Annotated in this window: 23 protein-coding genes; 13 read left to right on the forward strand and 10 right to left on the reverse strand. The window is 71.9% G+C overall.

Features of this window, described 5'->3' with window-relative positions; translation table 11 throughout:
- Positions 1-249 precede the first annotated feature (249 nt).
- Positions 250-1,659 (forward strand): replication initiator, encoded by a 1,410-nt coding sequence (locus tag BCD49_RS24825; protein WP_335341708.1) that lies wholly within the window; start codon positions 250-252, stop codon positions 1,657-1,659.
- Positions 1,660-2,305: 646 nt separating this feature from the next.
- Here the strand turns inward: BCD49_RS24825 and BCD49_RS24830 are convergent.
- Genes BCD49_RS24830 through BCD49_RS24845 form a run of 4 tightly spaced genes read right to left on the reverse strand, consistent with a single transcriptional unit; the run spans position 2,306 to position 6,859 of the window.
- Entirely contained in the window at positions 2,306-3,490 is a 1,185-nt protein-coding gene (locus tag BCD49_RS24830; protein WP_007509078.1) for an acyl-CoA dehydrogenase family protein, read from the reverse strand.
- On the reverse strand, positions 3,490-5,040 hold the full coding sequence (locus BCD49_RS24835; protein WP_007509077.1) for a class I adenylate-forming enzyme family protein: 1,551 nt from the start codon (positions 5,038-5,040) through the stop codon (positions 3,490-3,492). The genes BCD49_RS24830 and BCD49_RS24835 overlap by 1 nt, the downstream gene beginning before the upstream one ends.
- Positions 5,037-5,834: an enoyl-CoA hydratase/isomerase family protein gene (locus tag BCD49_RS24840; protein WP_071041969.1), complete on the reverse strand. Its 798-nt coding sequence runs from the start codon at positions 5,832-5,834 to the stop codon at positions 5,037-5,039. Before BCD49_RS24840 ends, BCD49_RS24835 begins: the two co-directional genes overlap by 4 nt.
- Positions 5,831-6,859 carry an acyl-CoA dehydrogenase gene (locus BCD49_RS24845; RefSeq protein ID WP_007509074.1) on the reverse strand — a complete coding sequence of 343 codons (1,029 nt, stop codon included), beginning with the start codon at positions 6,857-6,859 and terminating at the stop codon, positions 5,831-5,833. The genes BCD49_RS24840 and BCD49_RS24845 overlap by 4 nt, the downstream gene beginning before the upstream one ends.
- Positions 6,860-6,966: 107 nt before the next feature.
- Between BCD49_RS24845 and BCD49_RS24850 the strand changes: the two genes are divergently transcribed.
- The 3 genes from BCD49_RS24850 to BCD49_RS24860 all read left to right on the forward strand — a co-directional run bounded on the left by BCD49_RS24850 (position 6,967) and on the right by BCD49_RS24860 (position 10,502).
- Complete coding sequence (locus BCD49_RS24850; protein ID WP_071041970.1) at positions 6,967-7,905, forward strand: enoyl-CoA hydratase/isomerase family protein; 939 nt, start codon at positions 6,967-6,969, stop codon at positions 7,903-7,905.
- A gap of 70 nt (positions 7,906-7,975) precedes the next feature.
- Positions 7,976-8,848, forward strand: coding sequence for an enoyl-CoA hydratase/isomerase family protein (locus tag BCD49_RS24855; RefSeq protein ID WP_007509071.1), 873 nt, complete (start codon positions 7,976-7,978; stop codon positions 8,846-8,848).
- A gap of 358 nt (positions 8,849-9,206) precedes the next feature.
- Positions 9,207-10,502: an ABC transporter substrate-binding protein gene (locus BCD49_RS24860; RefSeq protein WP_083401682.1), complete on the forward strand. Its 1,296-nt coding sequence runs from the start codon at positions 9,207-9,209 to the stop codon at positions 10,500-10,502.
- A 184-nt stretch (positions 10,503-10,686) separates the two neighbouring features.
- Here the strand turns inward: BCD49_RS24860 and BCD49_RS24865 are convergent, their stop codons facing one another.
- Both BCD49_RS24865 and BCD49_RS24870 read right to left on the reverse strand, forming a co-directional pair.
- Positions 10,687-11,535, reverse strand: a complete 849-nt coding sequence (locus BCD49_RS24865) for an enoyl-CoA hydratase (RefSeq protein ID WP_083401683.1) — start codon at positions 11,533-11,535, stop codon at positions 10,687-10,689.
- Between the two features lie 226 nt (positions 11,536-11,761).
- On the reverse strand, positions 11,762-12,784 hold the full coding sequence (locus tag BCD49_RS24870; protein ID WP_232794114.1) for an acyl-CoA thioesterase: 1,023 nt from the start codon (positions 12,782-12,784) through the stop codon (positions 11,762-11,764).
- 436 nt (positions 12,785-13,220) lie between these two features.
- Here BCD49_RS24870 and BCD49_RS24875 point away from each other — a divergent pair, with 436 nt between their 5' ends.
- The 3 genes from BCD49_RS24875 to BCD49_RS24885 all read left to right on the forward strand — a co-directional run bounded on the left by BCD49_RS24875 (position 13,221) and on the right by BCD49_RS24885 (position 16,779).
- Positions 13,221-13,925 carry a histidine phosphatase family protein gene (locus BCD49_RS24875; protein ID WP_007509067.1) on the forward strand — a complete coding sequence of 235 codons (705 nt, stop codon included), beginning with the start codon at positions 13,221-13,223 and terminating at the stop codon, positions 13,923-13,925.
- A gap of 178 nt (positions 13,926-14,103) precedes the next feature.
- A complete protein-coding gene (locus BCD49_RS24880) occupies positions 14,104-15,099 on the forward strand; it encodes an aldo/keto reductase (RefSeq protein WP_071041972.1) in 996 nt (331 codons plus the stop codon).
- Positions 15,100-15,366: 267 nt separating this feature from the next.
- Entirely contained in the window at positions 15,367-16,779 is a 1,413-nt protein-coding gene (locus tag BCD49_RS24885) for an acyltransferase domain-containing protein (protein WP_232794115.1), read from the forward strand.
- Here the strand turns inward: BCD49_RS24885 and BCD49_RS24890 are convergent.
- Positions 16,706-17,113, reverse strand: a complete 408-nt coding sequence (locus BCD49_RS24890) for a winged helix-turn-helix transcriptional regulator (RefSeq protein WP_071041973.1) — start codon at positions 17,111-17,113, stop codon at positions 16,706-16,708. The genes BCD49_RS24885 and BCD49_RS24890 overlap by 74 nt on opposite strands.
- Before the next feature lie 113 nt (positions 17,114-17,226).
- On the opposite strand from BCD49_RS24890, the gene BCD49_RS24895 reads away from it, so the two are divergent.
- The 3 genes from BCD49_RS24895 (at position 17,227) to BCD49_RS24905 (ending at position 22,951) form a co-directional block, all read left to right on the forward strand.
- Positions 17,227-18,123 (forward strand): alcohol dehydrogenase catalytic domain-containing protein, encoded by an 897-nt coding sequence (locus BCD49_RS24895; RefSeq protein WP_007509060.1) that lies wholly within the window; start codon positions 17,227-17,229, stop codon positions 18,121-18,123.
- Positions 18,124-18,392: 269 nt separating this feature from the next.
- Positions 18,393-22,646 carry a SpoIIE family protein phosphatase gene (locus BCD49_RS24900; RefSeq protein WP_007509058.1) on the forward strand — a complete coding sequence of 1,418 codons (4,254 nt, stop codon included), beginning with the start codon at positions 18,393-18,395 and terminating at the stop codon, positions 22,644-22,646.
- Positions 22,643-22,951 carry an STAS domain-containing protein gene (locus BCD49_RS24905; RefSeq protein WP_007509056.1) on the forward strand — a complete coding sequence of 103 codons (309 nt, stop codon included), beginning with the start codon at positions 22,643-22,645 and terminating at the stop codon, positions 22,949-22,951. The genes BCD49_RS24900 and BCD49_RS24905 overlap by 4 nt, the downstream gene beginning before the upstream one ends.
- Positions 22,952-23,060: 109 nt before the next feature.
- Here BCD49_RS24905 and msrA read toward each other — a convergent pair whose 3' ends face one another.
- Positions 23,061-23,582, reverse strand: a complete 522-nt coding sequence (msrA, locus tag BCD49_RS24910; protein ID WP_007509055.1) for a peptide-methionine (S)-S-oxide reductase MsrA — start codon at positions 23,580-23,582, stop codon at positions 23,061-23,063.
- A complete protein-coding gene (gene msrB, locus BCD49_RS24915) occupies positions 23,583-24,047 on the reverse strand; it encodes a peptide-methionine (R)-S-oxide reductase MsrB (RefSeq protein ID WP_007509053.1) in 465 nt (154 codons plus the stop codon).
- A gap of 216 nt (positions 24,048-24,263) precedes the next feature.
- Here msrB and BCD49_RS24920 point away from each other — a divergent pair, with 216 nt between their 5' ends.
- From BCD49_RS24920 to BCD49_RS24930, 3 genes are all read left to right on the forward strand, one after another.
- A complete protein-coding gene (locus BCD49_RS24920) occupies positions 24,264-24,635 on the forward strand; it encodes an ArsR/SmtB family transcription factor (RefSeq protein ID WP_007509052.1) in 372 nt (123 codons plus the stop codon).
- Complete coding sequence (locus BCD49_RS24925; protein ID WP_007509050.1) at positions 24,632-25,129, forward strand: SRPBCC family protein; 498 nt, start codon at positions 24,632-24,634, stop codon at positions 25,127-25,129. The genes BCD49_RS24920 and BCD49_RS24925 overlap by 4 nt, the downstream gene beginning before the upstream one ends.
- A gap of 215 nt (positions 25,130-25,344) precedes the next feature.
- A complete protein-coding gene (locus tag BCD49_RS24930; RefSeq protein WP_007509049.1) occupies positions 25,345-25,770 on the forward strand; it encodes a hypothetical protein in 426 nt (141 codons plus the stop codon).
- Positions 25,771-25,797: 27 nt separating this feature from the next.
- On the opposite strand, the gene BCD49_RS24935 is transcribed toward BCD49_RS24930, so the two are convergent.
- Entirely contained in the window at positions 25,798-26,301 is a 504-nt protein-coding gene (locus tag BCD49_RS24935; RefSeq protein ID WP_007509047.1) for a CoA-binding protein, read from the reverse strand.
- Position 26,302 lies beyond the last annotated feature (1 nt).

Raw genomic sequence — 26,302 nt, forward strand, 5'->3', positions numbered from 1 at the left:
CACACGGAAAGCTGGCCATGAGGACGACGGCCCGGGCTTCGGTGTCACCACCTACGCGCTTGGTGTGACCTCCGCGAGCAACAGCGGTAGGTATCCCGGGCGCACCCCACCTGCGGGTGGGGCGGCCTGCGGGCCTCGACTCCATCTTCGCGTTGCCTTCACCCCGGTCTGCCGCGCTGTGCGGCGTTGGTGGTGGGTGTGACGTGAGGTGTGGTCGGGCCTGCTTCCCGGGGTGGGGGCGCGGTCCCGATGACCGAGGCATCTTCGTCAACGACACCAGCAACCGAGGGCTGTAGCCGGCCTGTGCGGCTCTCCGGACGGTCGGATCAGGTGGACCTGGCGACCGGTGAGATCCGGCGGGCGTCGGCCCCGCCGACGGTGCATGTGCGGTGTAACAACCGGCGGGCGTCGGCCTGTCCGGACTGCTCGAAGCTGTATCAGCGCGATGCGCGGCGCATCGTGGTGCGCGGCCTGGACACCGGCCCCGACGGCGCGGCTGCGGTGGCGGGTGGGCCTGCCTGGTTCGTGACCCTCACCGCCCCCAGCTTCGGGCCGGTGCACTCCCGGCGGGCCAGCAAGGGCGCGGACAGCCGAGTGTGTCGGCAGCGTCGTGGAACCTGCGAACACGGCCGTGCCCTGTCCTGCCATCTGCGCCACGATGCGGATGACCGGCGTCTTGGTGAGCCGCTGTGTCCGCGCTGCTTCGACTACAGCCGCGCCGTGGTGTGGAACGCGATGGTGCCCGCGCTGTGGAAGGCCACCCGGGACCGGTTGGAATCCGCGGTGGCCTCGGCGGTCGGGCTGACGGTCACGGGGCTGCGCCGGGTGGTGCGGGTGTCGTTCGTGAAGGTCGCGGAGATGCAACGGCGGGGCCTGGTGCATCTGCACGTGGTGGTCCGGGTCGATGGCCGTGACCCGTCCGGCGAACCGACCACCCCGCCCGAGTGGGCGTACGGGGATCTGATCGCGGACTGCCTACGGGCGGTCGTTGACTCCGTGGCGGTGGCTGCTCCCGACCCTGCGGCCGTGGCGCTGTTCGACAGCTCGGGGGCGCTGCCGTCGGCGGCGTCGGTCGGCGGGTGGGCGGTGCGCTGGGGTGGGCAGGTCGACATCCGCCGGATCCGGCTGGGCTCGGACGTGGACGCGGTCAAGGTCGGTAACTACCTGGCGAAGTATCTGACCAAGTCGGTGACCGACTCCGGGGCGCTCGACGGGCCGGTGCGGTCGCTGCGTCACCTTGCCCGGCTCGGCCTGCGCGGACACACAAAGCGGCTGGTCGAGACGTGCTGGCGCCTCGGCACCGACCGGGCGTTCGCGGAAGCGTTGGATGCGGCGGCGGGCCGTCCGGCGGGCCGAGTGTCGGGGCTGATCCGCTGGTCGCACTCGTTCGGTTTCGGTGGCCACTGGCTCACCAAATCGCGGAAGTACTCCACCACGTTCCGGCAGTTGCGCGGGATGCGGCGGCGCTGGTCGCGGCTACTCGCGGCGGCGCTGTCCGGCCGTCCGCTGGGCCTGGACGACGACGGCTCGCCGGTCGTGCTCGACGAATTCGGCCGACCCGACGGCGACCCCCAAACGGAGATCATCGGACAGTGGCGCTACGCCGGACGTGGCCGTGACCCTGCCATGGCGCAGAACTCGCGCGGGGTGGGGTCGTGACGCGGCGGCGCGGGAGTGGGCCGGTGGCTGGACAGGTCGCGCTGTCCTTCGACGACCGGGCTGACGTGCCCGGAGCGGCAGACGTGACCGGAGCGGTAGATGTCGTTACGGTGTGTAGTGAAGTTCACACCTTCTACTCGGCGTCCGCCTCGTCCTCAACCAGAGCGGGGGACTGGGCGGGCGCCGAGGAAGCTGCGCCTCCCGTGGGGGTGGGGGGGTGGGCCCCGTCCCGTCCAGCGGCGTCGCATAGACGATCACGCGTTACCGGCGGGACGGCGGGCGCGRCTCGTAGTGCACGCACTGACGATCCTGCTCCGCTATCGGATCATGACCGCGTCGCGGCCATCCTGGCGGCGCAGGAAGAGGCCATCCGACGAGCGGTGGAATCGGCACCGCCGGTGCCCGTCGAGGTCGCCAGTCACCTGCGCACGCTGTTCGGCCATGTGCACATAGCCGGCGAAACTCCGTAACGCGCACCACGCTGCCCGCCGGGGATACGGTCCATCCCGGCATAGGACAACTCTTGTGAGTGCTGAGACACACATCTCGATAGGCCTGCTCATCCGCCACAATCCGTACCCGCTTCAGCGGCGCGGCGGGGCGCCAGGGCGGCGCCGAGGCAGAAGCGGGCGTCGAACCCCCGGGCTCAGGCGCTCCTCGGCATGCCCAGGATGCGCTCGGCCACGAGGTTGCGCTGAATCTGCGACGTGCCGGCGGCGATCGTGTATTGCAGCGACCACAGGTAGTCGCGCGCGGCCTCCCGCGCCCGGCCGGCGGCGCCGCCCAGCACGGGCCGGCCGAGGATCCGGACCGTCAACTCGGTGATCTCCTGGGCCAGCTCGGAGAACCGCAGCTTCACCGCGGAGCCGGTCGGGGCGGGCAGGCCGGTCCGTTCGGCCTCGGCAATGCCCAGCTGGGTCAGCCGCCACAGCGCGTCGACGCTCGCCGAGAGCCTGCCGACCTGCTTGCGCAGCGCCGAGTCGTCCCACGCCGTCTGCCCGCCGGGGCCGGTCGGGGTCGCCATCGCGATCTCGAGGAGCGCCCGGACCTGCGAGCGCAGCGTGATGATGTGCTGGGCGAACGCGGTGCCGCGCTCGAAACGCAGCGTCACGTTCGTGACCCGCCAGCCGTCGTTCTCCTCGCCGACCCGGTTCGTGACAGGAGCGCGGGCGCCGTCGAGGAAGACCTCGCAGAAGTGGCTCTCCCCGTCGATCGTGCGCATCGGGCGGACCTCGACGCCGGGCTGGTGCATGTCCAGGATCAGCCAGCTGATCCCGCGGTGCTTGCGCGCCTCGGGGTCGGTACGGACCAGCAGCTCGCAGTAGTCCGCGACGTGCGCGCGGGTGCTCCAGATCTTCTGGCCGTGGATGACGTACTCATCGCCGTCCCGGACCGCCCGGGTCCGCAGCGACGCCAGGTCCGAACCGGCGTCCGGCTCGGAGAAACCCTGGCACCAGACGTCGTCGCCGCGCAGGATCCGCGGCAGGTGGAACGCCCGCTGCGCCTCGGTCCCCTCCGCGATCAGCGTCGGGCCGGCGTGCATCATGCCGACGAAGTTCACGGAGATGTACGGCGCGTTCGCCGCCGCATACTCCTCCAGGTAGACCAGCTGCTGGCTGACCGCCACGCCGCGGCCGCCGAACGCCTTCGGCCAGTGCAGGCCCGCGTAGCCCGCGTCGTACAGCCTGCGCTGCCACGCCGTGTCGTAGGCACGCCGCGCCGGCCARTCGCCGGGCGGTGGGGGCGCGCCGTGGGCCGGCACCTCCCTGGCCAGCCACGTCCGCAGCTCGGCGCGGAAGCGCTCGTCCTCCTCGCTGTAGGTGAGGTCCATCAGCGCTCACGCTCCCACTCCTGGTCCTGGCCCTGATCCTGATCCCGGTTCGGTGTGGCGAGCAGTTCCTTGATCGCGCCAAGATCGGCCTTGCCCGACGGGGTGCGCGGCAGCGCGTCGACGACGCGGATCTCGGTCGGCAGCTCGTAGGCCGCGAGAACCCGGGCAGCGTCGGTCCGCAGCGCCTGGGCCACCTCCTTCGCCTCGAGCGCGCCGACGGCCGTTCGCAGTTCGACGGCGGCGACAGGAACGGCGCCCAGCCGTGGGTCGGGACGGCCGACGACCGCGGCGGCGCGGACCCGCGGGTCCCGCTCCAGCGCGACCCGAACGTCGTCCGGAATGATCTTGAAGCCGCCGCGGATGATCGCCTGGTCGGCCCGGCCGAGGATCCACAGGAACCCGTCGGCATCCAGGCGGGCGAGGTCGGTGGTGTGGACCCAGCCCGCGCCGTCACCGAACTGGTGCGCGCGGACCTCCAGCAGGCCCTCGGTGTCGGGCGGCAGCGGCTCGAGGCTCTCCGCGTCGACGACGCGCAGCTCGCAGCCCGCGTGCGCCCGCCCGACGCTGCCACGCTTGGCCGCCCAGTACTTCTGGTGGTCGGCCAGGTTCCAGCCCGCCACGCCGCCGCCGAACTCGGTGGCCGCGTACGAGACGAGCACCGGCACGCCGTACTTCGCCTCGAACGCGTCCGCGTCGTCCGGGGACAGCGGGGCGGTGCCGGAGATCACCGAGCGGACACTCGCGAAGACCGCCGGGTCGAGGTCGGCCTCCAGCACCATCCGCAGTGCCGCCGGCACGAGGCTGACCGTGCGTGGCCGGTGCCTGCGCACCGCGTCCGCCCACGGGTCGAGCGCGAACCGCTCCAGCAGACACAGCGCCCGACCGTCGTAGAGGCACTGCAGGACCCGGAACAGGCCACCCATGTGCACCAGCGGCGCGTTCACGATCGCGACGCCGGAACGCAGCCGAGGAGTGTCGTCCTGGTTCGACTCGTAGTGCTTGGCGCCGACGAGCCCGCGCAGGAGCATCTCGTAGCCGAGCGGGATGCGCTTCGGCGGGCCCGTGGTCCCGCTGGTCAGCATCTCGACGGCGACCTCCGGCCGCGGCGCGCCCAGGTCGTCGGGAAGCGCCCCCGAGGCGGCGACCGGCCCGCCGAGATCCGTGGCGGTGAGCACCCGGAGTCCCAGCTCCGGGTCGACGAACATCGCGATGTCGTCCGGCGTGCCGGCGAGTATCGGCAGGCCGAGGCCGGCGAGATCGGCGCGGACCCGGTCGACGCCACGGCTCGGGTTGATGGTGACGACGCAGGCCCCGGCGCGCAGAAGGCCGACGAGGATGCCGACGTGCGCCGGCCGGTTGCGCAGGAGCACCCCGACCCGAGTGCCCGGCGTGGGCACGTGGGCCGCGACCGCGTCGGCGGTCACCGCGAGCTGGCCCCAGGTGCGCCACTCGCCGTGGAACTCCAGGAACGGGGCGGACGGGTCCAGGACGAGGGTGTCGGCGATGCGGCCGGACAGCGCGGGGCGCCCGACCTCCTCGACGCTCGTCATCGCAGCCTCGGCTGGCGCTTCGGCCGCGGGTTGGCCCTGACCTCGGCCATGCCGATCGGGTTGCCCAGACGGGTGTAGATCAATCCCTGCTCCATGGCGGCGCGGTATGGACGGTCCAGTGACTCCCAGATGGCGCGGACCGTGCCCTGGGTGGCCGACGACGGCTTCTCGGCGATCCCGGCGGCGATCTCGTGCGCCCGTTCCCACAGCCGGTCACGCTCGACGACCTCGGTCACGAGCCMGATGCGCAGCGCGGTGGCGGCGGTGACCCGCTCGTCGTTGCCCGACAGCGCGATCCGCAGGGTCTCGCCGAGCCCGATCCTGCGCATCAGGCCGATCGGCTCCAGCGCCAGCACCATCCCCTGGCTCACGTGCGAGTCGAAGAAGGTGGCGTCCTCGGAGCAGATCACGATGTCCGACTCGTTCAGGAAGTAGAAGGCCCCGGCCGTGCAGATGCCCTGCACGGCGCACACGACCGGCTTCCAGACCTTCTGCCACTTGGGCGAGAGCAGCTCGCCGGGGTCCTCGTGGTTCCAGACGTCGTCCGGCTGGCCGTAGCTCTTCTTGATGTCCAGGCCCGCGCTGAACGCCCGGTCGCCGGCGGCGCGCAGCACGACCGCGTTGACCGCCGGGTCGTCCTTGACCCGCTTCCAGACGTCGCGGATCTCCTCGCACATCCGGCGGTCGAAGGCGTTCAGCGCCTCGGGCCGGTTGAGCGTGATCGTGGCGACCTTGTCGGGGGTCACCTCGTACTTGACCGTGCCGTACGAGGGTGGCCGCGTCGCCTCCGTCACCCGTTCACCGCCTTCGTCGTCCCGCCCGCCTCGGCCGCGAGGGTGTCGGCCAGGGCGAGCGCGTGGCTGTCGGCGGGGCCGAAGCCCTGTTCCAGCACCCAGGCCCGCTTGAGGAAGTAGTGCGGAAGCATCTCCCAGGTGAAGCCCATGCCGCCGAGCACCTGGATGGCGGCGCGGCCGTTGCCGATGCCCGCCTCGCCGGCCAGCAGCTTCGCGGCGCTCGCGGCCCGGACGGCGTCCCCGGCGCGTGGGTCGTCGATCATGGCGGCGGCGGCGTAGGTGGCGCTGCGGGCGAGCGCGACCCGCACGTACATGTCGGTGAGCAGGTGTTTCACGGCCTGGAACGAGCCGATGGGCACGCCGAACTGCCTGCGCCCGGCCGCGTAGCTCGTCGCCGTGTCCAGCGCGCCCTGCGCGACCCCGGTCAGCAGCGCGGCGGACAGGGTCGTGCCGAGCAGCCGCAGCCGAGCAGCCTCCCGCGCGCCGCCGATCGCGGTGCCGGCGGGCAGCGTCTCGAACACCGCCGTGGGCGTCAGCGGGTCGAACGGCTCACCGGCGACGGAGACCGGCAGGTCGGCCGTCTCCAGCCGCTCGACGCGGTCCGGGTACAGCGCGATCAGCACGTCGCTCTCCCCCGCGTGCTCAACGGCGACCGGACCGGCGGGCAGGCCGGGCTCGACGCGCACCCCGGCGACCCGGACGTCCCCGTCGCCGGCGCCCGGGACGAGCGGGGCGCCGATCGTCGACCAGAGCAGCGGGCCGACGCACAGGTGCCGGCCGAGCTCCTCGAAGGCGATGGCGACCTCGGCCGCGCCACCGGGCGCTTCGCCACCGGGCGCCGCGCCGTCGGCCGCGTCCGGGACCAGCATGCCGAGCACGCCGATTCCCGCGAGCTCCGACCACGCCCCGGCATCCGCCGGCTTGCCCTCGCGGGACGCGGCCGCCGCCACGTCGGAATGACCCTTGCAGAACGACACGACGGTGTCGCGCAGGGCAAGCTGCTCGTCGCTGAGACGGAAGTCCATGCAGTGACGCTTCCCTCTGCCTCGTCATGGCCGGCCGCGCGCGGCTCGCTGGAAATATCTAGACATTAACCCTAGGATGGCAACGACTCACGCGCAACGGGAGAAGGATGACCGCGTTGACTGACGGACGCGTACTGATGGAGCGGGATCCCGAGTTCGGGATCGCCCGCATCACGCTCAACAACCCCGACCGGCGCAACTCCTACGACGCCGCGATGCGCGACCAGCTCGCCGCGTACCTGGACGACGCGGYCTGCGACGACGACGTCAAGGTCGTGTTGCTGCGCGGCGCCGGTGGTGACTTCTCCGCCGGCGCGGACATGCGCAACGCCTACGGCTGGTACGGCGAGGGCACCGGCAAGGACGGTACTGGCAACGACGGCGCCGGAAAGGACGGCGGCGGACCGGGCGCGGCGACCAGCAATGGCGCCAGGCCCCGGCGGCCCAGCCAGCGTCGCCGCCTCACCGTCGACCGACGGACGTTCGATTTCTACCACGAGTTCCTCGGGTTCCCGAAGGCGACGGTCGCCGAGGTCCGCGGCCTCGCGCTCGGCGGCGGCTTCGAGATGGCGCTGATGGCCGACATCGCGGTCRTCGGCCGGGACGCCAAGCTCGGCATGCCGGCGACCCGCTTCCTCGGCCCGGCGCTCGGCTCCCTGCACGTGTTCTTCCACCGGCTCGGGCCGGTCCTGGCCCGCCGCATGCTGCTGACCGGAGACTCGATCTCCGGCGCGGCCGTGGAGCACCTCGGGGTCTTCACGGAGGTCGTCGACGACGGCGACGTCGAGAAGCGGGCCGAGTGGTGGGCCCGCAAGGTCTCGCGGATGCCCGCCGACGGCATCGTGATGGCCAAGGAGGCGTTCCGCCTCATCGAGCAACTGCAGGCCTACCAGGGCGAGGAGGTGCTCAGCTACCTCTTCCACGCGTACGGCACGAACCTCAGCTTCGAGGATGGCGAGTTCAACTTCGTCAAGGAGCGCGCCCGCCATGGCGTCAAGCGCGCCTTCGAGCTGCGCGACGAGCACTTCGAGATCCCCGAGCCGTGACAGGCTGACGGCCCGCGTCAGCGCGCACCACCAGTCCGTCACGACGACACCCCAGAGGGTAAGCATCTAGATGTCTACGAGCGAAGCGTCCGGTGCGGTGGCCACCCCGGATGACGTCGAGACCGCGCGGGCCGTCGAGACGGCCGTGCGCGACGGCGTGCTGCGGATCGTGCTCAACCGGCCGGCTCGCCGCAACGCGCTCGACATTGCCGCCGTCGGCGTCCTCGTCGCCACGCTGGAGGCGGCCTCGACGGACGACCGCCTGCGTGCCGTCGTGATCGAGGGCGCGGGTGGCCACTTCTGCTCGGGCGCCGACTGGGTGTCATCCAACACCGGCGACAAGGCCGACAAGGCCGATGAGGCCCCGAAGAGCAAACCGCGGCCGGGCAGCGTGCAGCGGCGCACCCCCGTCCAGGCGCACCGCCTCGTGCAGCTGATCATGGAGATCCAGCTGCCGGTGGTCTGCGTCGTGCGCGGCTGGGCGGCGGGCCTCGGCTTCCAGCTGGCGCTGGCCGCCGACGTCACCGTCGCCGCCGACGACGCGCGGTTCTGGGAGCCGTTCCTGCAGCGTGGCTTCACCCCGGACAGCGGGGCGACCTGGCTGCTGCCCCGGCTGGTCGGCGTCGCCCGGGCGCGTGACCTGCTCCTGCTCGGCCGCAAGCTGACAGGCGCCGAGGCGGCCGCCTGGGGCCTGATCCACGCCAGCGCCCCCGCAGGCGAGCTGGACGCCACCGCCGCCGCGGTCATCGAGCAGCTCGCGACCGGCCCGACCGTCGCCATCGGCCTGGCGAAGCGCTGCCTCAACCGCAACCTGGAGAACAGCTTCGCCCAGGCGCTCGAAAACGAGTCCCTGGCGCTGGAGCTGAGCTCCCGCACCGCGGACTTCCGCGAGGGCCTTACCGCCTTCACCACTCGCCGCGCGCCGAACTACACCGGCCGCTGAAGCACACCGATCACGATCGGTGACCGGGTTGTGAGGATCTTCCGGAACGACGGGTAGGCGTCCGCGCGCCCTCACCCCTCACCGCCGCACTCCCGTACACCCAATTTCCCGCACCCCCGCACCCCTGCACCCCGCGCCAGGACCAAGGCCAGGCCGGCAATGGCCGTCGTCGACGGCCACGATCGGTTGGGTGGCGGCGTTCGCGCGGGGCGGCGACGCTTCGCGTCGCCCGTGGTGGCCGGAGCCGGTCTGTTGCCAACGCGCACCGGCCGCCGCTATGTTCCCAACATCGACGTTGATGTCAACATAACTCTTCACGAGTGCCCGGTCCTGCCATGACCATGAATTGGAGATACCCATGCGGCACAAGGTGATCCAACACCGTCGTCCCATGGCGGGGCGACGCCATCGACGGACCGCCGGCACACTGTTAACCGCGCCCCTGGCCCTGCTCGTGCTCACCACCGCGTGCGGCTCGGACTCCGACTCCGGTGGCACCACGGYGAAGCCGTCCGCGACCACGAACGCGCTGGGACCGGTCGACAGGGCGGCGGGCGCGCCCGTCAAGATCGGCATCGTCTCCGACGGCAAGTCCGCGGCCCTCGACAACTCGGTCCAGTTCGACGTCGCCGATGCCACCGCCAAATGGCTCAACGAGCACCATGGGGGCATCGGCGGCCGGCCCGTCGAGCTGGTCACGTGCGAGACCCAGGGGGACCCGGGCAAGGGCACCGACTGCGGCAACCAGATGGTCGAGAAGGACGTCGTCGCGGTCGCGATCGGCGAGTCGGCGGTGGGCGACGCGGTGGCGAAGCCGCTGAGCGACGCGGACATCCCGGCGATGTTCTACGGCCTCACCACTCCGGCCCTCCTGAGTGACCCGACGACGTTCACGATCAGCGACCCGAACTTCGCGATCCAGCAGCTGCCCATCGCCCTCGCGAAGGCCGAGAACCTCAAGAAGGTGACGTCGGTCGTCATCGACGTACCCGCCGTGCTCCCCAGCGTCCAGGACGTCGCGCCCAGGCTCATGAAGGCCGCGGGCCTCGAGTACACCCTGATCCGCATCCCCCCGGGTACGGCCGACATGACGGCGCAGCTGCAGGGCGTCACGAGCGGCACGCCCGGGGTCGTGTTCGTCGTCGGCAACGACTCGTTCTGCATCAGCGCGTTCAACGGCCTGCGGGCGGTCGGCTACGACGGCAACATCAGCGCGCTGTCGCAGTGCATCTCCGACGCGACCCGCAAGGCCGTGCCGGGCGACGTCCTGAAGGGGATGACCATCGCCGCGTCCATGCCGACCGGCGGGGACGACCCCTCCACGGTCCTCTACAACGCGGTCATCGGCACCTACGGCAAGGGCATCCCCGCCGACTCGGCCGTGGCCCGCGGAATGTTCGTCACGTTCGCCGGCCTCGCGACCGCGCTCGAGGGCATCAAGGGTGACATCACCCCGGCCACGGCCGCCGCCGCCATCAGGGCGATGCCGGAGAAGGAGCTGCCGGGCGCGGGCGGACTGAAGCTCCGCTGCAACGGCAAGGCCTTCCCGGAAACGCCCGCGGTCTGCGTGCGGGGTGGGCTCACGACGACACTGGACAGTGACGGCCAGCCCACGGACTTCAAGGTCCTCGGGAACTCTCCCATCCCGAACTGACGCACGCCCATTCGAACTGACGCATGGGCGTACCCACCGGGGTGGGTCACGGCGTCGAGGGTCTGTTGCGCGGGACAATGACGTGGCCCGCGCAACGGACCCTTCGATTCCTTCGACCGGCCGATTTGCTTCTTGGCCAGTCGACGCTTCCCAGCCAAGCGGCCGACGTTGCTTGTTGCCGACGTTACTTCTTGATCGCGGTCTTCATGCCGTCGAGAAGCGTCAGGATAGGCAGTCCGGTCTCGGACAGGGCGTGGCCGTGGCCGGTCTGGTGAATGTCGAACACCGACTGGATCGCCGCGTAGAAGCCCTGGACGTCCAGGGTCTGGTTGACCGCGCGCTTCGCCTGGCGCAGCGCGAACGGATGCATCTGGGCGATGTGGGCCGCGAGCTCACGGACCGCCGGGCGCAGCTCGTCGAGCGGCACCACCCGGTTGACCATGCCGACGCTCTCGGCCTCCTGCGCCGTCATGTGCCGGCCGGTGAACAGGATCTCCTTGGCCTTGCGAGGGCCCATCTCCCAGGTGTGGCCGTGGTACTCGACACCGCCGATGCCCATCATGACCACCGGGTCGGAGAACTTCGCGTTGTCGGCCGCGACGATCAGGTCGCACGGCCAGGCCAGCAGCAGGCCACCGGAGATGCACACACCCTGCACGGCGGCGATCGACGGCTTGGGGATGTTGCGCCACCGCAGGGTGTACTCCAGGAACCGCTTCGCCTCGATCTCGTAGATGCCGGCGAGGGTCCACTTGGGAGCCTCTCCGTTGCTGGCACCGTTGCTGGCGCCATTACTGGCACCGTTGCTGGCGGCCTCGGGGCCGACGCCCTTGATGTCGTGGCCGGCGGAGAAGTGCTTGCCGTTGGCCTGCAGCACGATGACCCGGACCTCGGGGTCGTCCGCCGCGCGGCGCCACGCCTCGTCCAGGTCGTCGAGCAGCGGCAGCGTCTGGGCGTTGRCCGCCTCCGGCCGGTTGAGCGTGATCGTCGCGATCCGCTCGCTGACCTCGTACTCGATGAAGCTTGTGATCACGACGGTCTCCTCGAACCCTGGCGGGTGCCACCTGGCGCCCGTCGGCCGGCCGGTCGGGGGCAGCCCTGTGGGCCCGGCGTGCCCGGCGGCCGACTGCCGCCGAGATGTCTAGATGTTAATGACCGATGTGCGCCGCCGCCAGGAGCGGCCGCCGCCCCGGGATCACGCCCAGGGATGCCCGGTATCCGATCAACTCAGTGCCCGATCAACTCAGTGCCCGATCGGCTCAGTGCCCGATCGGCTCAGTGCCCGATCGGCCGGGCGCCCCCGCTCCCAGCCACAGGGCCGCCGTCTGACTACCCACGCCCGCGAGCGAGCCGTCCGGGGTCCAGAGCCGTACCGAGCCGTGGCCATAGCCGCCGGCCGCCTGCTCGGGGGTGCCGTCGACGAGCACCCACTCGCTGTCCGGCGCCGAACCGATCCGGATCGTGTTGTCGAGGCTCGACCCGGAACCGCTGTGGCCGAGAGCGGCCATCACCATGGTCGGCACCGAGTCGGCCACCATCGGAAGCATGGCGGGACGGGTCACCGGCCGGCCGGGAAAGCGCATCCAGAAACGCAGCCGCGGCCCTTCGCCGAACTCGCGCATCTCGACCATGGCGAAGAACCCGGGCGGAAGATCCGGCGGAATCGGCAACCGGGTCGGCGGGCAGTCCTCCGGAGGCGGCACCACCGGCATGCTCGGGACTGTCCCCTCCGGGATGGCCGGGTTGACGTCTCCGGCCGCGCCCAGCCCGGCCAGCACGACCCGGCCGCCGACGAAACCGGTGACCCGCACCTGCGACGTGCGCCGGCCCGCAGCCAGCACCTCGGCGACCAGGTCGACACGGTCGCCGTGCCGCGGCGTCCCCACGAACTGCGCCGTCGCCCAGCGCAGCGACCGCCCGGTCGCCGCCTCGACGAGCGCGCCGACCAGCGAAAGCCCGGTGCCGCCGTACATCCGCCGCAACTGGGTGAGATGACGCTCCGCCATCACCACGGTCGCACGTGTCGTGGCGACGCCGGTGGCATCGGGGCCGGCCTCGAGCAGCTCCAGACCGAGCCACCGCCGGTCAGCGGCGCGCCCCGCCTCAGCGACCGCCTCTGCGACCGCGGCCTCAGCGATCCCTGCCTCCGTGACCGCGGCCGGGTGGACGTCCTCGATGCTCGCCTCAGCGTCCACGGCGCCCGTGAGGCCCGTGGCCTCCACCGTGCTCCCGGCGCCCCGGGCGCCCCTGGTGCCCTCGGTATCCGTCGTCACATCGGTCACGATGCCTGACGTTAGCATTTCTAACATCCGGACGTTTTGGCGACTGCGACCGGCTCGCCAGCCCGGTCACGGTATTATCGCCATGCTTTCCGTATCGACGGCGCATCGATGTTCACCAGATACGGAGGAACATCCAATGAGCGAAGATAAATGGCCGGTGAGGGTCGCGAACCGCCCACCGGTACGTCACCTCTACGGCTGTCGACTCGAGCCAGAAAGCGGAGGGACGGTCGAGCACTGACCCAGGCGCTGCCCGGGCATCGGCCGCCGGTGCTTTGTCGGTGTACCCGGCCGAAAGAGTCACCGCCGATGCGCGCGCCGGTTCACCCGGACCGCGTGAGGCCGACATGAAGCCGGATGTCCGGCATCCAGCGCGGCGGGRCTGACCGGCGGTTACGGGCACCCGGGCGAAGCTCGGACGCTAGAGTCGGCCGTGATGCGCCTAATACTGATCCGCCACGGCCAGACTCCCCACAACGTCGACGGCGCGCTCGACACCGCGCGCCCGGGCGCTGGGCTGACTCCCCTCGGGCACGCGCAGGCACAGGCACTCCCGGCCGCGCTCCGTGACGAACGAATCTCGGGGATCTACGCCTCGGTCCTGACTCGCGCCCAGCTCACGGCGGCTCCCCTCGCCGCGGCCCACGGCCTCACCGTGCAGGTGCGCGAGGGAGTCGAGGAGATCGTCGCGGGCCACCTCGAGCTACGCAGCGACAAGACTTCGATCACGACGTATCTAGAGACCATCCGCCACTGGATACACGGCGACCTGGACCACACGATGCCGGGCGGGGAGAGCGGCCGCGCCTTCGTCACCCGGTATGACACCGCCATAGCGGACATCGCCGCGGCGCATGCCGCCGACGACACCGTCGCGGTCATCAGCCACGGCGCCGCGATACGGACCTGGGCCGGCATCCGCGTGGGCGCGGTCGGGCCCGCGGACAACCGATGGGTGTCGAACACCGGGATGGTCATCCTCACCGGTGGTGGGACGGTCGGCTGGGACCTCGAGCAGTGGCTGGAGGAGCCGCCAGGCAGGCACGCCGGCCCAGGCATCGACGACCCGGGCCTCGCCGCCCGCGACGTCACCGGCGCCCCCGCCCGCGAGGCCATCGCCGAGGTTCGCGGCACCACGTAACGGCCGGCCGCGCGGTCCGGCCGCGCCTGGCGCACCGCCGCCGGGTCGTGTTCCGATCGGACGGGCGCCGCGGGCTTGACCTGGAGCGCACTCGAAGTTGGAGACTGGCCAGGTGCCCGCGGGACCGCCCGAGCGCGGTGTCCGCTGGTCTCCGTCACCAGAGAGGATCCCGCTCAGGATGCAGTTCACTCACCTCGGCCGTTCCGGTCTGTCCGTGTCTCGCCTCTGCCTGGGCACGATGAACTTCGGCCCGCTGACCGACGAGGTCGACGCACACGCGATCATGGACGCGGCGCATGAGTACGGCATCAACTTCTTCGACACCGCCAACGTCTACGGGCTGCGCTCGGCCGGGGTCTCCGGCCTCGGGGACGGCGTGGGCGCCACCGAGTCGATCATCGGCCGCTGGTTCGCCGAGGGCGGAGGGCGCCGCGAGCGCACGGTGCTCGCCACCAAGGTCTACGGCAACATGGGCGAGGGGCCCAACGAGGGCAAGCTGTCGGCTCTCAACATCCGCCGCGCCCTGGACGCGAGCCTGACCCGCCTCCAGACCGACTACATCGACCTGTACCAGTTCCACCACGTCGACCGGGCGACCCCGTGGGACGAGATCTGGCAGGCCATCGACGTCGCCATCACCGCCGGCAAGATCCTCTACGTCGGCAGCAGCAACTTCGCCGGCTGGCACATCGCCCAGGCGCAGGCCGCCGCGGCCCAGCACGGGCTGGTCGGCCTGTCGAGCGAGCAGCCGTTCTACAACCTGATCACCCGCGACATCGAGCTGGAGATCCTCCCGGCCGCCCAGCACTATGGTCTGGGCATCCTCCCGTGGTCGCCGCTGCAGAGCGGGCTGCTGGGCGGCGTGCTGCGCAAGGAGCGCGAAGGCCTGCGGCGACTCGAAGGCCGGGCGGCGCAGACCCTCAACGCCAAGCGCGCGCAGATCGAGGCCTACGAGGACTTCGCCGCCGAGCTCGGCCACGAGCCCGGCGATGTCGCGCTCGCCTGGCTGCTGCACCAGCCCGCCGTCACCGCTCCGATCGTCRGTCCCCGCATCCGGCAGCAGCTCGACGACGCCGTCCGGGCACTCGACGTGCGCCTGGACGAGAAGGCGCTCGCCAGGCTGGACGAGATCTTCCCCGGCTACCGGACGGCACCCGAGCACTTCGCCTGGTAGGCACACCCGGCGCCCCCGGCGCCGAGGTGCCGGGCACCGCCGGAAAGCATCGTCCCGACCGGCACCCCCACCCGGCACCGCCCACTTTGCCGCTAATACCCTCTTACAGGGGTATTAGCGGCAAAGGCGGCGTTCTAGCTTAGACAAATGCCGGTTCCTGTCGGAGCAAATCCTCCGTTTGTTGTCGACGCGCAACCGACCGGCCCCGGTCGCGACCAGAATTCGGAGCCGTCACCCGGCGCCACGGCGGTACCCGCGGTGCCGGTCGTGCCGGTCGTGCCGGTCGTGCCGGTGATCCTGTCCGGGCGGACCGACGCCGAGCTTCGGGTCCAGGCGGCCCGTCTGGGCGACCATCTGGCCCGGTATCCCGACGCGGACCCGCTCGACGTGGCACACGCCCTGGCGCGCCGCAGCCGGCTCCCCTGGCGATCGGTCGCGGTCGTCCCCAGCGGTCCGTCCGGCCGAGGGCGGCTGGCGGGCGCGCTCGCCAGGCTGTCCGACGGCCGTCCGGCGGGTGGGGCGGTCCGTGGGCAGGTCCGCCCGGGCGTCGCCCTCGGCCGGACCGCCTTCCTGTTCACCGGGCAGGGCGGCCAACGCCCGGGGCTGGGGCGTGAGCTGCGGGACGCCTACCCCGTGTTCGGCCGGGCGCTGGACGAGGTCTGCGCCCGGTTCGACGGGCGGCTGGAACGCCCGCTGGCCGACGTCATGTTCGCCGCCGCGGGATCGCCGGCGGCGGCGGCGCTCGACCAGTCGGCATACGCCCAGTGCGCGCTGTTCGCGTTCGAGACGGCGATGTTCCGCCTGCTGGAGTCCTGGGGCCTCGTACCCGACGTTCTGGTCGGGCACTCGATCGGCGAGCTCGTCGCGGCGTACCTCGCCGGGGTCTGGAGCCTCGACGACGCCTGCGCGCTCGTCGCCGCCCGCGGCCGGCTGACGCAGGAGTGCCGCCCGGGCGGGGCGATGGTCGCGATCCACGCGTCGGAGGCCGAGGTCCGCCACTCCATCGCGCGGCTCGCCGGCCAGGTGGACGTCGCCGCGGTCGACGGGCCCATGGCCACGGTGGTGGCCGGGGACGCGGAGATGGTCGAGGCGGTGGCTGCGGGCTGGGCCGGCCGAGGCCGGAGCACGAGACGCCTGACCGTGAGCCACGCGTTCCATTCGCCCCACATGAACGGCATGCTCGACGCATTCCGGGCGGTGGCCGAGCGGGTGACCTACCAGGCGCCGGCCCTGCCGGTGGTGTCCAACCTCAGCGGCGAGCTGGCCACCGACGCCGAGCTGACGTCACCCGATTACTGGGTGCGCCACGTACGCGGTCCCGTGCGGTTCGGCGACGGCGTGGCCCGGCTGTGCCGGGACGGGGTCACCTCCTTCGTCGAGCTCGGCCCCGACGCCGTCCTGGTCGCGCTCGCCACCGCCTGCCTGCCCAGGACGATGGCCGCTGGCGAGGGCGCGGTCCTGGTCGCGGCCTCCCGGGGCGGCAGACCCGAGGCAGAGGCGGCGCTGACCGCCGCCGCCCGCCTCGACGTCACAGGCTTCACCGTCGACTGGTCCGCCGCCTGCCCCAGCCGCGAGACTCGCCAGGCCGACACCGGTGAGCGTCAGGTCAGGGACGGTTCCGGTCGTATTCCGCCCGCGCGGCGTCGACCTCGGGCAGGTGTGCCTCGGCCCACTCCTTGAGATGGCGAATCGTGTCCAGCAGGGACAGGCCCAGCGGCGTGAGCTCGTAGTCGACCCGGACGGGCACCGACGGAGTCACCGTCCGGGTCAGCAGCCCGTCTCGTTCGAKACCCCGCAACGTCTGGGTCAGCATCTTCTGGCTCACGCCGGCRATTCGCGCGGCGAGCTCGGAATAGCGCATCCGGCCGCCGAGACCCAGCGCCACGATCACGAGGCTCACCCACTTGTCGCCGATCGTGTCGAGCAGCCGCCGGCTGGGGCAGGAGGGGTGGAACGCGTCGAATCGCGCCGTTGGCCTGTCAGCAGTCGGTCTTTCAACAGTGGTCACGTCCATGGCTCACCTCCGGGTGCCTACACCACTTCAGAGTGCCTTCTTCCCATCAGAGAGTAAGGCACCGATGGTGGTGCCGTGCACCGATCGGCGCACGCACCGGAAGGAGATCCGCCATGACGCTCGCTCTCGTCTCCACGCCAGACACCCCCGCGCCCACCCTCCAGGAGGTGACCCTGCCCCCGCTGGGCCCCGGTGACCTGCGAGTCCGGGTGACGGCGGCCTCGGTCGATCCCGTCGACACCCTCTTCGCGGGCGGACCGGGCCGGGCGATCTTCGGGCTGACCGGCACCGTCGGCCTCGGCTGGTCCCTCACCGGCGTCGTCACCGAGATCGGCGCCGACGTCACCGGCTTCTCGGTCGGCGACCCGGTCGCCGCCGCCCACGGCAACCTCGCCGCCCCGGTCCGCGCGCACGCCGAGGAGACCGTCGTGCCGGCGGCGGGCGCCGCGCCGCTGCCCGCCGGCCTCGATCCGGTCGCCGCCGCCTCCCTCCCCCTCAACGCCCTGACCGCGGCGCAGCTGGTCGACCGGCTGGGCCCCGCTGGCGGGCGGACCCTGCTGGTCACCGGTGCCGCCGGTGCCGTGGGCGGATACGCCATCGCGCTGGCCGCGCACGCCGGCTGGACGGTCACCGGGCTGGCGCGCGCGTCCGACCGGGACTTCGTGCTGCGAGCCGGGGCCCGCGCGCTGGTCACCGAGCTGCCGGGGCCGACGTTCGACGCCGTCGTCGACGGCGCCGTCCTGCACGCGGCGGCCCTCGCGGCGATCCGCGACGGCGGGACGTTCGCCGGGGTGACCTCGGCGTCCCCCGCGTCCCCGGAACGGGGCATCGAGGTCGGCATCGTGAACGTCCGGCCCGACAGTTCCCGGCTGGCCGACCTGCTCGCCCTCGCCGCCGGCGGCGTCCTGGAGCTGAGGGTGGCCGGCCGGGTGCCGCTGGCCGAGGCCGCGTCGGCGTACGACAAGGTCGCCGGCGGCGGCCAGCGGGGCCGGTGGCTGCTCATACCGTGACCCGCGGACCGGCCGCGCGGGAGTGGCCTGGTGGCCGGCGATCCGGATGTTGATCTTCCCGGCGGGTAGTGGTCACTCGTCTGGTAGGTTCCGAGACGCGGACTGGCGCATGCTGGCGAGGTCGCGCTGACCACCTGAGCTGGCCCGGAAGCGAGCCAGCTCGGAAGCGAGCCGCTCGGAAGCGGTCGGTGTTGGGCATGGCGCCAGAACACTGTTTCCGCTGTGTCGTCAGGAGAGGCTTTCCGCCGTAAGGGCGAGAGGACGGCCCCGTGAGCAGTGGAGCCGACGGCGGGGCGCGAGCGGTCGCCCCGACGGCGGCTGGGGTGTTCGCCGCCGACGAGGAGGTCGGCCGGGACCTGGCGGCGGTCGACTGGTCGGCGACGCCGATCGGCGAGCCGTCCGGATGGCCGCAGAGCCTGCGGACCGCGGTGAGCATCCTGCTGTCGTCGCGGTTCCCGATGTGGATGGCGTGGGGCCCGCGGCTGACCTTCTTCTGCAACGCGGCCTACCGCCGCGGCACCCTGGGACAGAAGTACCCGTGGGCGCTGGGCCGCCCGGCTGGCCAGGTGTGGGAGGAGATCTGGGAGGACATCAGCCCCCGTATCGACCGGGTGCTGGCCACGGGCCAGGCCACCTGGGACGAGGGGTTGATGCTCTTCCTGGAACGCTCGGGATATCCGGAGGAGACCCACCACACCTTCTCCTACAGCCCACTGCGCGACGATCAGGGCGCGGTCGTCGGGATGCTGTGTGTGGTCATTGAAGACACCGAACGTGTCATCGGCGAGCGGCGCATGACCACGCTGCGGAACCTCGGCTCGGATCCGAGCGTGCTGCGCACCGAGCAGGAGATGCTGGAGTTCACGGCGGACCAGCTGGGCCGCAACCAGCGCGACCTGCCGTTCACCCTGACCTACCTGTGCGACGACGACGGCGGCGCGCGGCTCGCGGCGACGACCGGGATCGCGAGCGGTCATCCGGCCGCCCCGCGGTACCTGCCGACGGCCGACGACGCCGGGGTGTGGCCTGCCGCGTCGGCGGCCCGGGGCGAGTCGGTACTCGTCGACCTCGACAGCCCACCACTCGACGGACCGGCGCCGGACGGATCGGCGCGGGGCGCGCTGCCGGCCGGCGACTGGCCACGGCCGCCGGCCCAGGCGCTGGTCGTGCCGCTGCTCCAGCACGGCGGTGCGCCGCTGGGGTTCATGGTGGCCGCGCTGAACCGGTATCGCCCGCTGGACGAGCGTTACCGCGGTTTCGTCGACCTGGTCGCGAGGCACGTCGCCACCGGGGTCCTCAGTGCCCGCAGCTATCGGGCTCAGCAGCGGCGGGCCGAGGAGCTGGCCGAGCTGGACCGCGCCAAGACCGCCTTCTTCGCCAACATCAGCCATGAGTTCCGCACCCCGCTGACCCTGATCACCGGGCCGGTGCAGGAGCTGCGGACCCACCTCGCCGACGCCGAGCCCGCGGTGCGGGAGGAGGTGGAGGTCATCCACCGCAACGGGCTGCGTCTCGGCAGGCTGGTCAACGCCCTGCTGGACTTCTCCCGGATCGAGGCCGGGCGCATGCGGGCCACCTACCAGCCGGTCGACCTGGCGGCGCTGACCGGGGAGCTGGCCAGCGTGTTCCGGTCCGCGATCGAGAAGGCCGGGCTGCGGTTCGACGTGGAGTGTCCCCCGCTGCCCGCCACGGTCTACGTCGACCGTGGCATGTGGGAGAAGGTGATCTTCAATCTGCTGTCCAACGCGGTCAAGTTCACCTTCGACGGTGCCGTCGCCGTCCGCGTGGGCGCCGAGGGCGACCAGGCGGTCGTCACGGTCGCCGACACCGGCGTCGGCATCGCCGAGGCGGAGGTGCCACGGCTGTTCGAGCGGTTCCACCGCGTGGAGCACGCCCGGTCCCGCTCCAGCGAGGGCAGCGGCATCGGGCTGGCGCTGGTCAGGGAGCTCGTCGGCATGCACGGCGGGGCCATCACCGCCTCCTCGGCGCAGGACCAGGGCACGACCTTCACGATTCGCCTGCCCTTCGGCCACGCCCACCTGCCGGCCGACGCCGTGGACGATGGCGGGGCGGCGGTGACGACCTCGGTGAGCGCCGAGCCGTTCGTGCGGGAGGCGCTGCGCTGGCTGCCCGGCACCGCGGCCGCGGACGGCCAGCGCGCCGAGCAGAACGGCGAGGCCTTCCTCGCGCGGGCCGACGCACCCGACCCATCCGTCACGGCCGACGCCAGCCGCCGGGACCGGCCCGCGCGGGTGCTGGTCGCCGACGACAACGCCGACATGCGCGAGTACCTGACCCGTCTGCTCTGGAGCGCCGGGCACCAGGTCAGGACGGTCACCGACGGTCAGGCCGCGTTGGACGCCATCCGCGCCGAGCTGCCCGACCTGGTCGTCAGCGACGTCATGATGCCCCGGCTGGACGGGCTGGGCCTGGTGGCCGCGCTGCGCGCGGACGGGCGCACCGCGAGCGTCCCCATACTGCTGCTGTCCGCGCGCGCCGACCAGGAGGCCTCCATCGAGGGGCTGGAGGCGGGCGCGGACGACTACCTGGTCAAACCGTTCGCCGCGGCCGACCTGCTGGCGCGGGTACGGGCCAACGTGGAGCTGGCCCGGCTGCGCAGCCAGCACGCCCGGTGGCGCACCGCCCTGCTGGACTCGCTGCAGGAGGGGTTCTTCGTCAGCGACCCCGACGGCACGGTCATCGAGATCAACGCCACGTTCGCCGAGATCCTCGGCTACGGGCCAGAAGGGGCTCCCTACCGGCCGCCGCTGCCCTGGTGGCCCGATCCCGACACCGACCCGCACGCCTACCAGCGGGTCCGCCGCGAGTTCTCCCGCCTGGTCGAGAGCGTCACCGGCGCGGCCGATCTCCCGCTGGTCCACCGCGACGGGCACCGGGTCTGGCTGCGGGCCACCTTCAACCGGGTCGAGGACCCGGAGACCGGCCGGTACGTGATCGTGGGCACCGTCCGCGACATCACCGCCGAGCACTTCGCCGTCCAACGCGACACCGCCCTGGCCGCGCTCGCCGACCAGCTCGCCCAGGCCGACACCGTGCCCGATGCCCTGGCCGCCGCGGTGACCGAGCTGCGCCGCACCTGGTCGGCCACCCGCGTGGTCATCGCCGCCTTTCCCGCCAGCTCCACCGGCCACCGCGAGGAACCGGACCTGCTGTACACCAGCGACCACAGCCGGTGGCCCGAGCTGACGCCACGGCTGCGGCAGGAGCTGTCCGGGCTGTGCGAGGCACCGCTGCTGACCCCCCAGCTCCATCAGCCCGGCCGCGCCGGGGTCACCGTCGGCTATCCCGGCGGGGTGCTGGTGGTGTGGATCGACCTCGGCCGGCGCCCGGTCGGTGCCGAGGACCATGCGCTGCTGTCGGTACTGGCCGGTCGGCTGGGCCAGGGTCTGCACCGGGTGTACGAGATCGACCAGCAGCGCGAGGCCGCGGTGGCCCTGCAACACGCCATCCTGGGGCCCGCGAGCCTGCCCGGCGGGTTCGCGGTGCGCTACCAGCCGGCCATCCGCCCGCTGCAGGTCGGCGGTGACTGGTACGACACCGTGCCCCTGGCCAGGGACCGCATCGGCATCGTCGTCGGCGACTGCGTGGGCCACGGGCTGGACGCCGCCGCGGTGATGGGCCAGCTGCGCAGCGCCTGCCGCGCGCTGCTGCTGGAGCACTCCAGCCCCGCGCGGGCCCTGACCGGCCTGGACCGGTTCGCCGCGCTGCTGCCCGGAGCGGAATGCACCACCGTCTTCTGCGCCATGCTCGACCCGGTCACCGGCGAGCTGGCGTACAGCAGCGCCGGGCATCCGCCACCGATTCTCGTACGGGCCGACGGCACCACCTCGACCCTGGACGGCGGCCGCGGCATCCCTCTGGGGCTGCGCGTCGACCAGCACCGGGGGCAGGACAGCCTCGTGATCCCGGCACGCGCGACCCTGCTGCTCTACACCGACGGGCTGGTCGAACGCCGCCGCCGCTCCCTGGACGAGGGCATCGCCCGCGCGGCGGCCACCGTCCACGACGGCCGCGCCATGCCGGTGGAGGAGTTGGCCAGTCATCTGATGGCCACCCTCGCTCCCGAGGACGGGTATGAGGATGACGTGGCGCTGCTGCTCTACCGCCCGCCGGGGCCGCTGGAGGTCGACTTCGTGGCCGCGGCCAGCGAGCTGGCCCCGGTCCGGCACACCGTCCGGAACTGGCTGCGGCGCTGCGACCTGGACACCCAGCAGATCAACGACGTGCTGATCGCCATCGGCGAGGCCTGCAACAACGCCGTCGAACACGGCCACCGTGACCACCCCGCGGGGATGATCCGGCTGCGCGCCGCCGCGCTGGCCGACCGGCTGTGGGTGTCCGTTACCGACAGTGGGCGTTGGAAGCCCCGTGATCCCGAGGCCACCGCGCGGGAGCACCGCGGCCGCGGGATCGCGCTGATGCGTGGCCTGATGTACCGGGTCACCATCGACACCACCGAGGGGGGGACCATCGTCGAGATGTACGCGAGGATCGCCACGTGAGCAGCCCGCTGACCCTGCGTACCGATCGCCACCCCGACGGCCGGCCGATCCTGGCCGCCCGCGGTGAGATCGACATGACCAACCTGCCCGAGTTCCGCGCCGCCCTCGCCGCAGCGGTGGTCGAGGCCACCCCGGTGGTGGTCGACCTCACCGCCGTCGACTACCTGGACAGCGGCGCGATCAACGCCCTGTTCGTGCACGCCGAGCACCTGCACCTGGTCTGCAACCCGGTCCTGCTACCAGCCCTGCGCATCAGCGGCCTGACCGAGCTGGCCACCGTCGAGACCTCCGACGGGAATCCCTGACCGGCTGACCCCGCCCAGACCGAACTCCCAGGGGTAGCCGGTAGCCGTCGAGGCGAGGGGCACCCGGGCGCGGGGTGCCCCTCGATCAGGAGCGGTCAGTCAGGAGCGGTCAGTGTGCCGCCGACTCCGCGCGGTGGGGGAGCTTCCAGCCCGGCCGCACGTAGTGGCAGGTGTAGCCCTCCGGGTAGTTCTGCAGGTAGTCCTGGTGCTCTGGCTCCGCCTGCCAGAACGGACCGGCCGCAGCGACCTCGGTGACGACCTTCCCCGGCCAGATGCCGGAGGCGTCGACGTCCGCGATGGTGTCCTCCGCGACCCGCTTCTGCTCCTCGTCGGTGTAGAAGATCGCCGACCGGTAGCTGAGGCCGACGTCGTTGCCCTGCCGGTTCCTCGTCGACGGGTCGTGGATCTGGAAGAAGAACTCCAGCAGGTCCCGGTAGGAGATCCTGGCCGGGTCGAAGGTGATCTCCAGTGCCTCGGCGTGGGTGCCGTGGTTGCGGTACGTCGCGTTGGGTACGTCGCCGCCGGTGTAACCCACCTCGGTGTCCAGCACGCCGGGGAGCTTGCGGACGAGCTCCTCGACTCCCCAGAAACAGCCGCCGGCCAGGACGGCCTTCTCCGTCGCGGTGCTCATCTACTCCGCCTTCCCCTCTTTGTCCTCAAAAAGCTGCCGATAGGCGCCGTAGCCCGCGCTCTCCAGCTCGTCCACCGGGACGAAGCGGAGGGCCGCCGAGTTCAGGCAGTACCGCAGGCCGCCGGCGTCCGCCGGGCCGTCGTCGAACAGGTGGCCGAGGTGGCTGTCACCGTGCGCCGACCGGACCTCGGTACGCCGCATCCCGTAACTGGTGTCGACCTTCTCGATCACGTTGCCCGGCTCGATCGGCACCGTGAAGCTCGGCCAGCCGGTGCCGCTGTCGAACTTGTGCACCGACGCGAACAAAGGCTCGCCGGAAACGACGTCGACGTAGATCCCCGGCCGCTTGTTGTCGCAGTACTCACCGGTGAACGCTCGCTCGGTGCCGCTTTCCTGGGTCACCCGGTACTGCTCCGGCGTAAGCCGCGAAATGGCCGCAGGGTCCCTGCTGTAGGTCTCTGGCATCTCGTCCCCTCGACGGTGGCGCACCTGACCACCTGAACGCCGCTGAACACCCGTTTGTGCCCGGAGCGCGCCAGCACGGGCGCGGGCCGCGGGCCGCGGGCCGCGTCGGAGATCCGGGCCAGGGCGATCAGCGCGATCAAGGCGACCGGCGCGAGCGGCGGCGCGGCGGTCACCAGCTCCTTGCCGAAATGGTAACTGAAAGGTTACCATTTTCGGGTGGACGTCTTCGGYGCGCTCGCGGACCCGGTCCGGCGGTCGCTGCTTCGGCGACTCGCCGCCGGGCCGCGGCGGGTGGTCGACCTGGCCGCGCCGTACGACGTGTCCCGCCCGGCGGTCAGCAAGCACCTGCGGCTGCTGACCGAGGCAGGTCTCGTCGACGTCGTCGACCGAGGCCGCGAACGCCACTACACGCTGCGCCCGGCGGGGCTGGACGAGGTCCGCGCGTTCCTGGCCGGCCTCGCCGCGCCCGACCTGGGCGCACTGCTGTCGGGCAACGCCCTCGACGCCCTCGACACGGAGGTGCGCCGCGCCGGCCGCGACCGCCGCGCCGCGACAACCCGACGCCAGCCCGAACAGGAGACCGCATGACGCCGAAGCCGACCGGCCGCATCGAGCGACGGGGCGAACAACACGTACTGGTCCTCACGCGCACGTTCCGCGCGCCCGTGTGGGACGTGTGGGCAGCGGTCACCGAGCCCGAGCGCCTGGCCCGCTGGATCGGCCCCTTCACCGGAGACCCCGCATCGGGCCGGGTGAAGTTGCGGATGACGGAGGAGGGCGACGGGCCGCCGTCCGACGTGGAGATCCGCGAGTGCACGCCGCCACACGTGCTCCGAGTGAGCACCCGCGCCGGCGACGACGGCTGGCTGCTCGACCTCGAGCTCACCGAGACCGACGGCGTCACCACCCTGACCTTCTCCCAGCCGGGGATCGCTCCCGACGCCGCCGAGAACATCGGGCCCGGGTGGGAGTACTACCTCGACCGGTTGATCGCGGCGGAGACCGGTGGCGACCCGGCCGCCGTCGACTTCGACCGCGACTACTACCCGGCGATGCGGGATCACTACCGGACGAGCGACTGACCGCGACGAGGATCCCCGGCGCAGCACAGTGCCGTCGCGGCGGCGGCCGTCATCGGGCGATCGTGGCCATGCCCACGTCGCGTCGCCACCTCGATGCCCGATGCCGATACCGCGTTCGGCCGACGGCCCGTCTTCGCGATGCTATGGTCTGACACGTCAGGGGGGGYTTGGCTGTGGATCTTTCCCAGCCGAGAACTCTGACCCGAGGACTATCCATGATGGATGTCAAGGCGCTGACGGCTCAGGCCGAACTAGCAGCCAAAGCGGTGCCGCTGACCAAATCATCCGAGGGATACGCCGCCGCCGTCGCACGGGCAACGGACCTCTATGAGAAGGCTCAGTCGGCGGCGTCGATGTTGGGACCGGCTGATCCGATCCGACTCGAATGCGCGCTCAGGTACGCGACATTCCTGTACCGGAAATCCTCCCGTCGCGACGCCTATGCCGTCGCGGAAGAGGCCGCCGCCGTGGCGGAACGCGCGGGCGCCGGCACTGTCTGGTCCGAGTCGGGCATGCTGGTGGCGACGCTTCGCGGCAGGTTGGCAAGCTGGCGAGCCGACCTCTGCCAGACGACGGACGACACGTGGCGTCTCGACCATGAGGCGTTCTCTCTCGCTGACGGAGTCAGTCCGCGAAGGTGACGCTGGCAGCGAACGTCCGCCTGCCGGCTACTGGAGCCCGGCGCGGACGGAGGTGATGCGCTCGGTGTTGAAGCCGAGCCAGTGCATCCGGCCCGCGTAGCGCGCGTGCTCTATCTTCAGGCAGCGGTCCATGACCACCGTCAGACCGCCTTCCTCGGCGATCCGCGCGCCCTCCTCGTTGATCACACCGAACTGGCACCAGAGGGCGCTGGCGTGGATCGCCACGGCCTCCCGCGCGATCGCCGGCAGCGCGTCCGGCGCGCGGAAGACGTTCACGAGGTCCACCGGCACGGGCACGTCGGCCAGGCTTGGGTAACACCGCTCGCCGAGGATCTCCGTCTCCCGGGGATTCACCGGGATGACGCGGTAGCCGTGCCGCTTGAGGTAGTAGCCGACGAAGTAGCTGGCCCGCAGCTCGTTGCTCGACAGCCCCACGACCGCGACCGTCCGCGCGGTGTGCAGCACGCGCTGGATCGTTCGCGGGTCCTGGTAGCGCCCGAGATCGGTCACGTCGTCCCCGAGATCGGTCACG

Origin of the sequence: Pseudofrankia sp. EUN1h, assembly GCF_001854645.1 — a bacterium.
GTDB classification, from domain to species: Bacteria; Actinomycetota; Actinomycetes; order Frankiales; family Frankiaceae; genus Pseudofrankia; species Pseudofrankia saprophytica.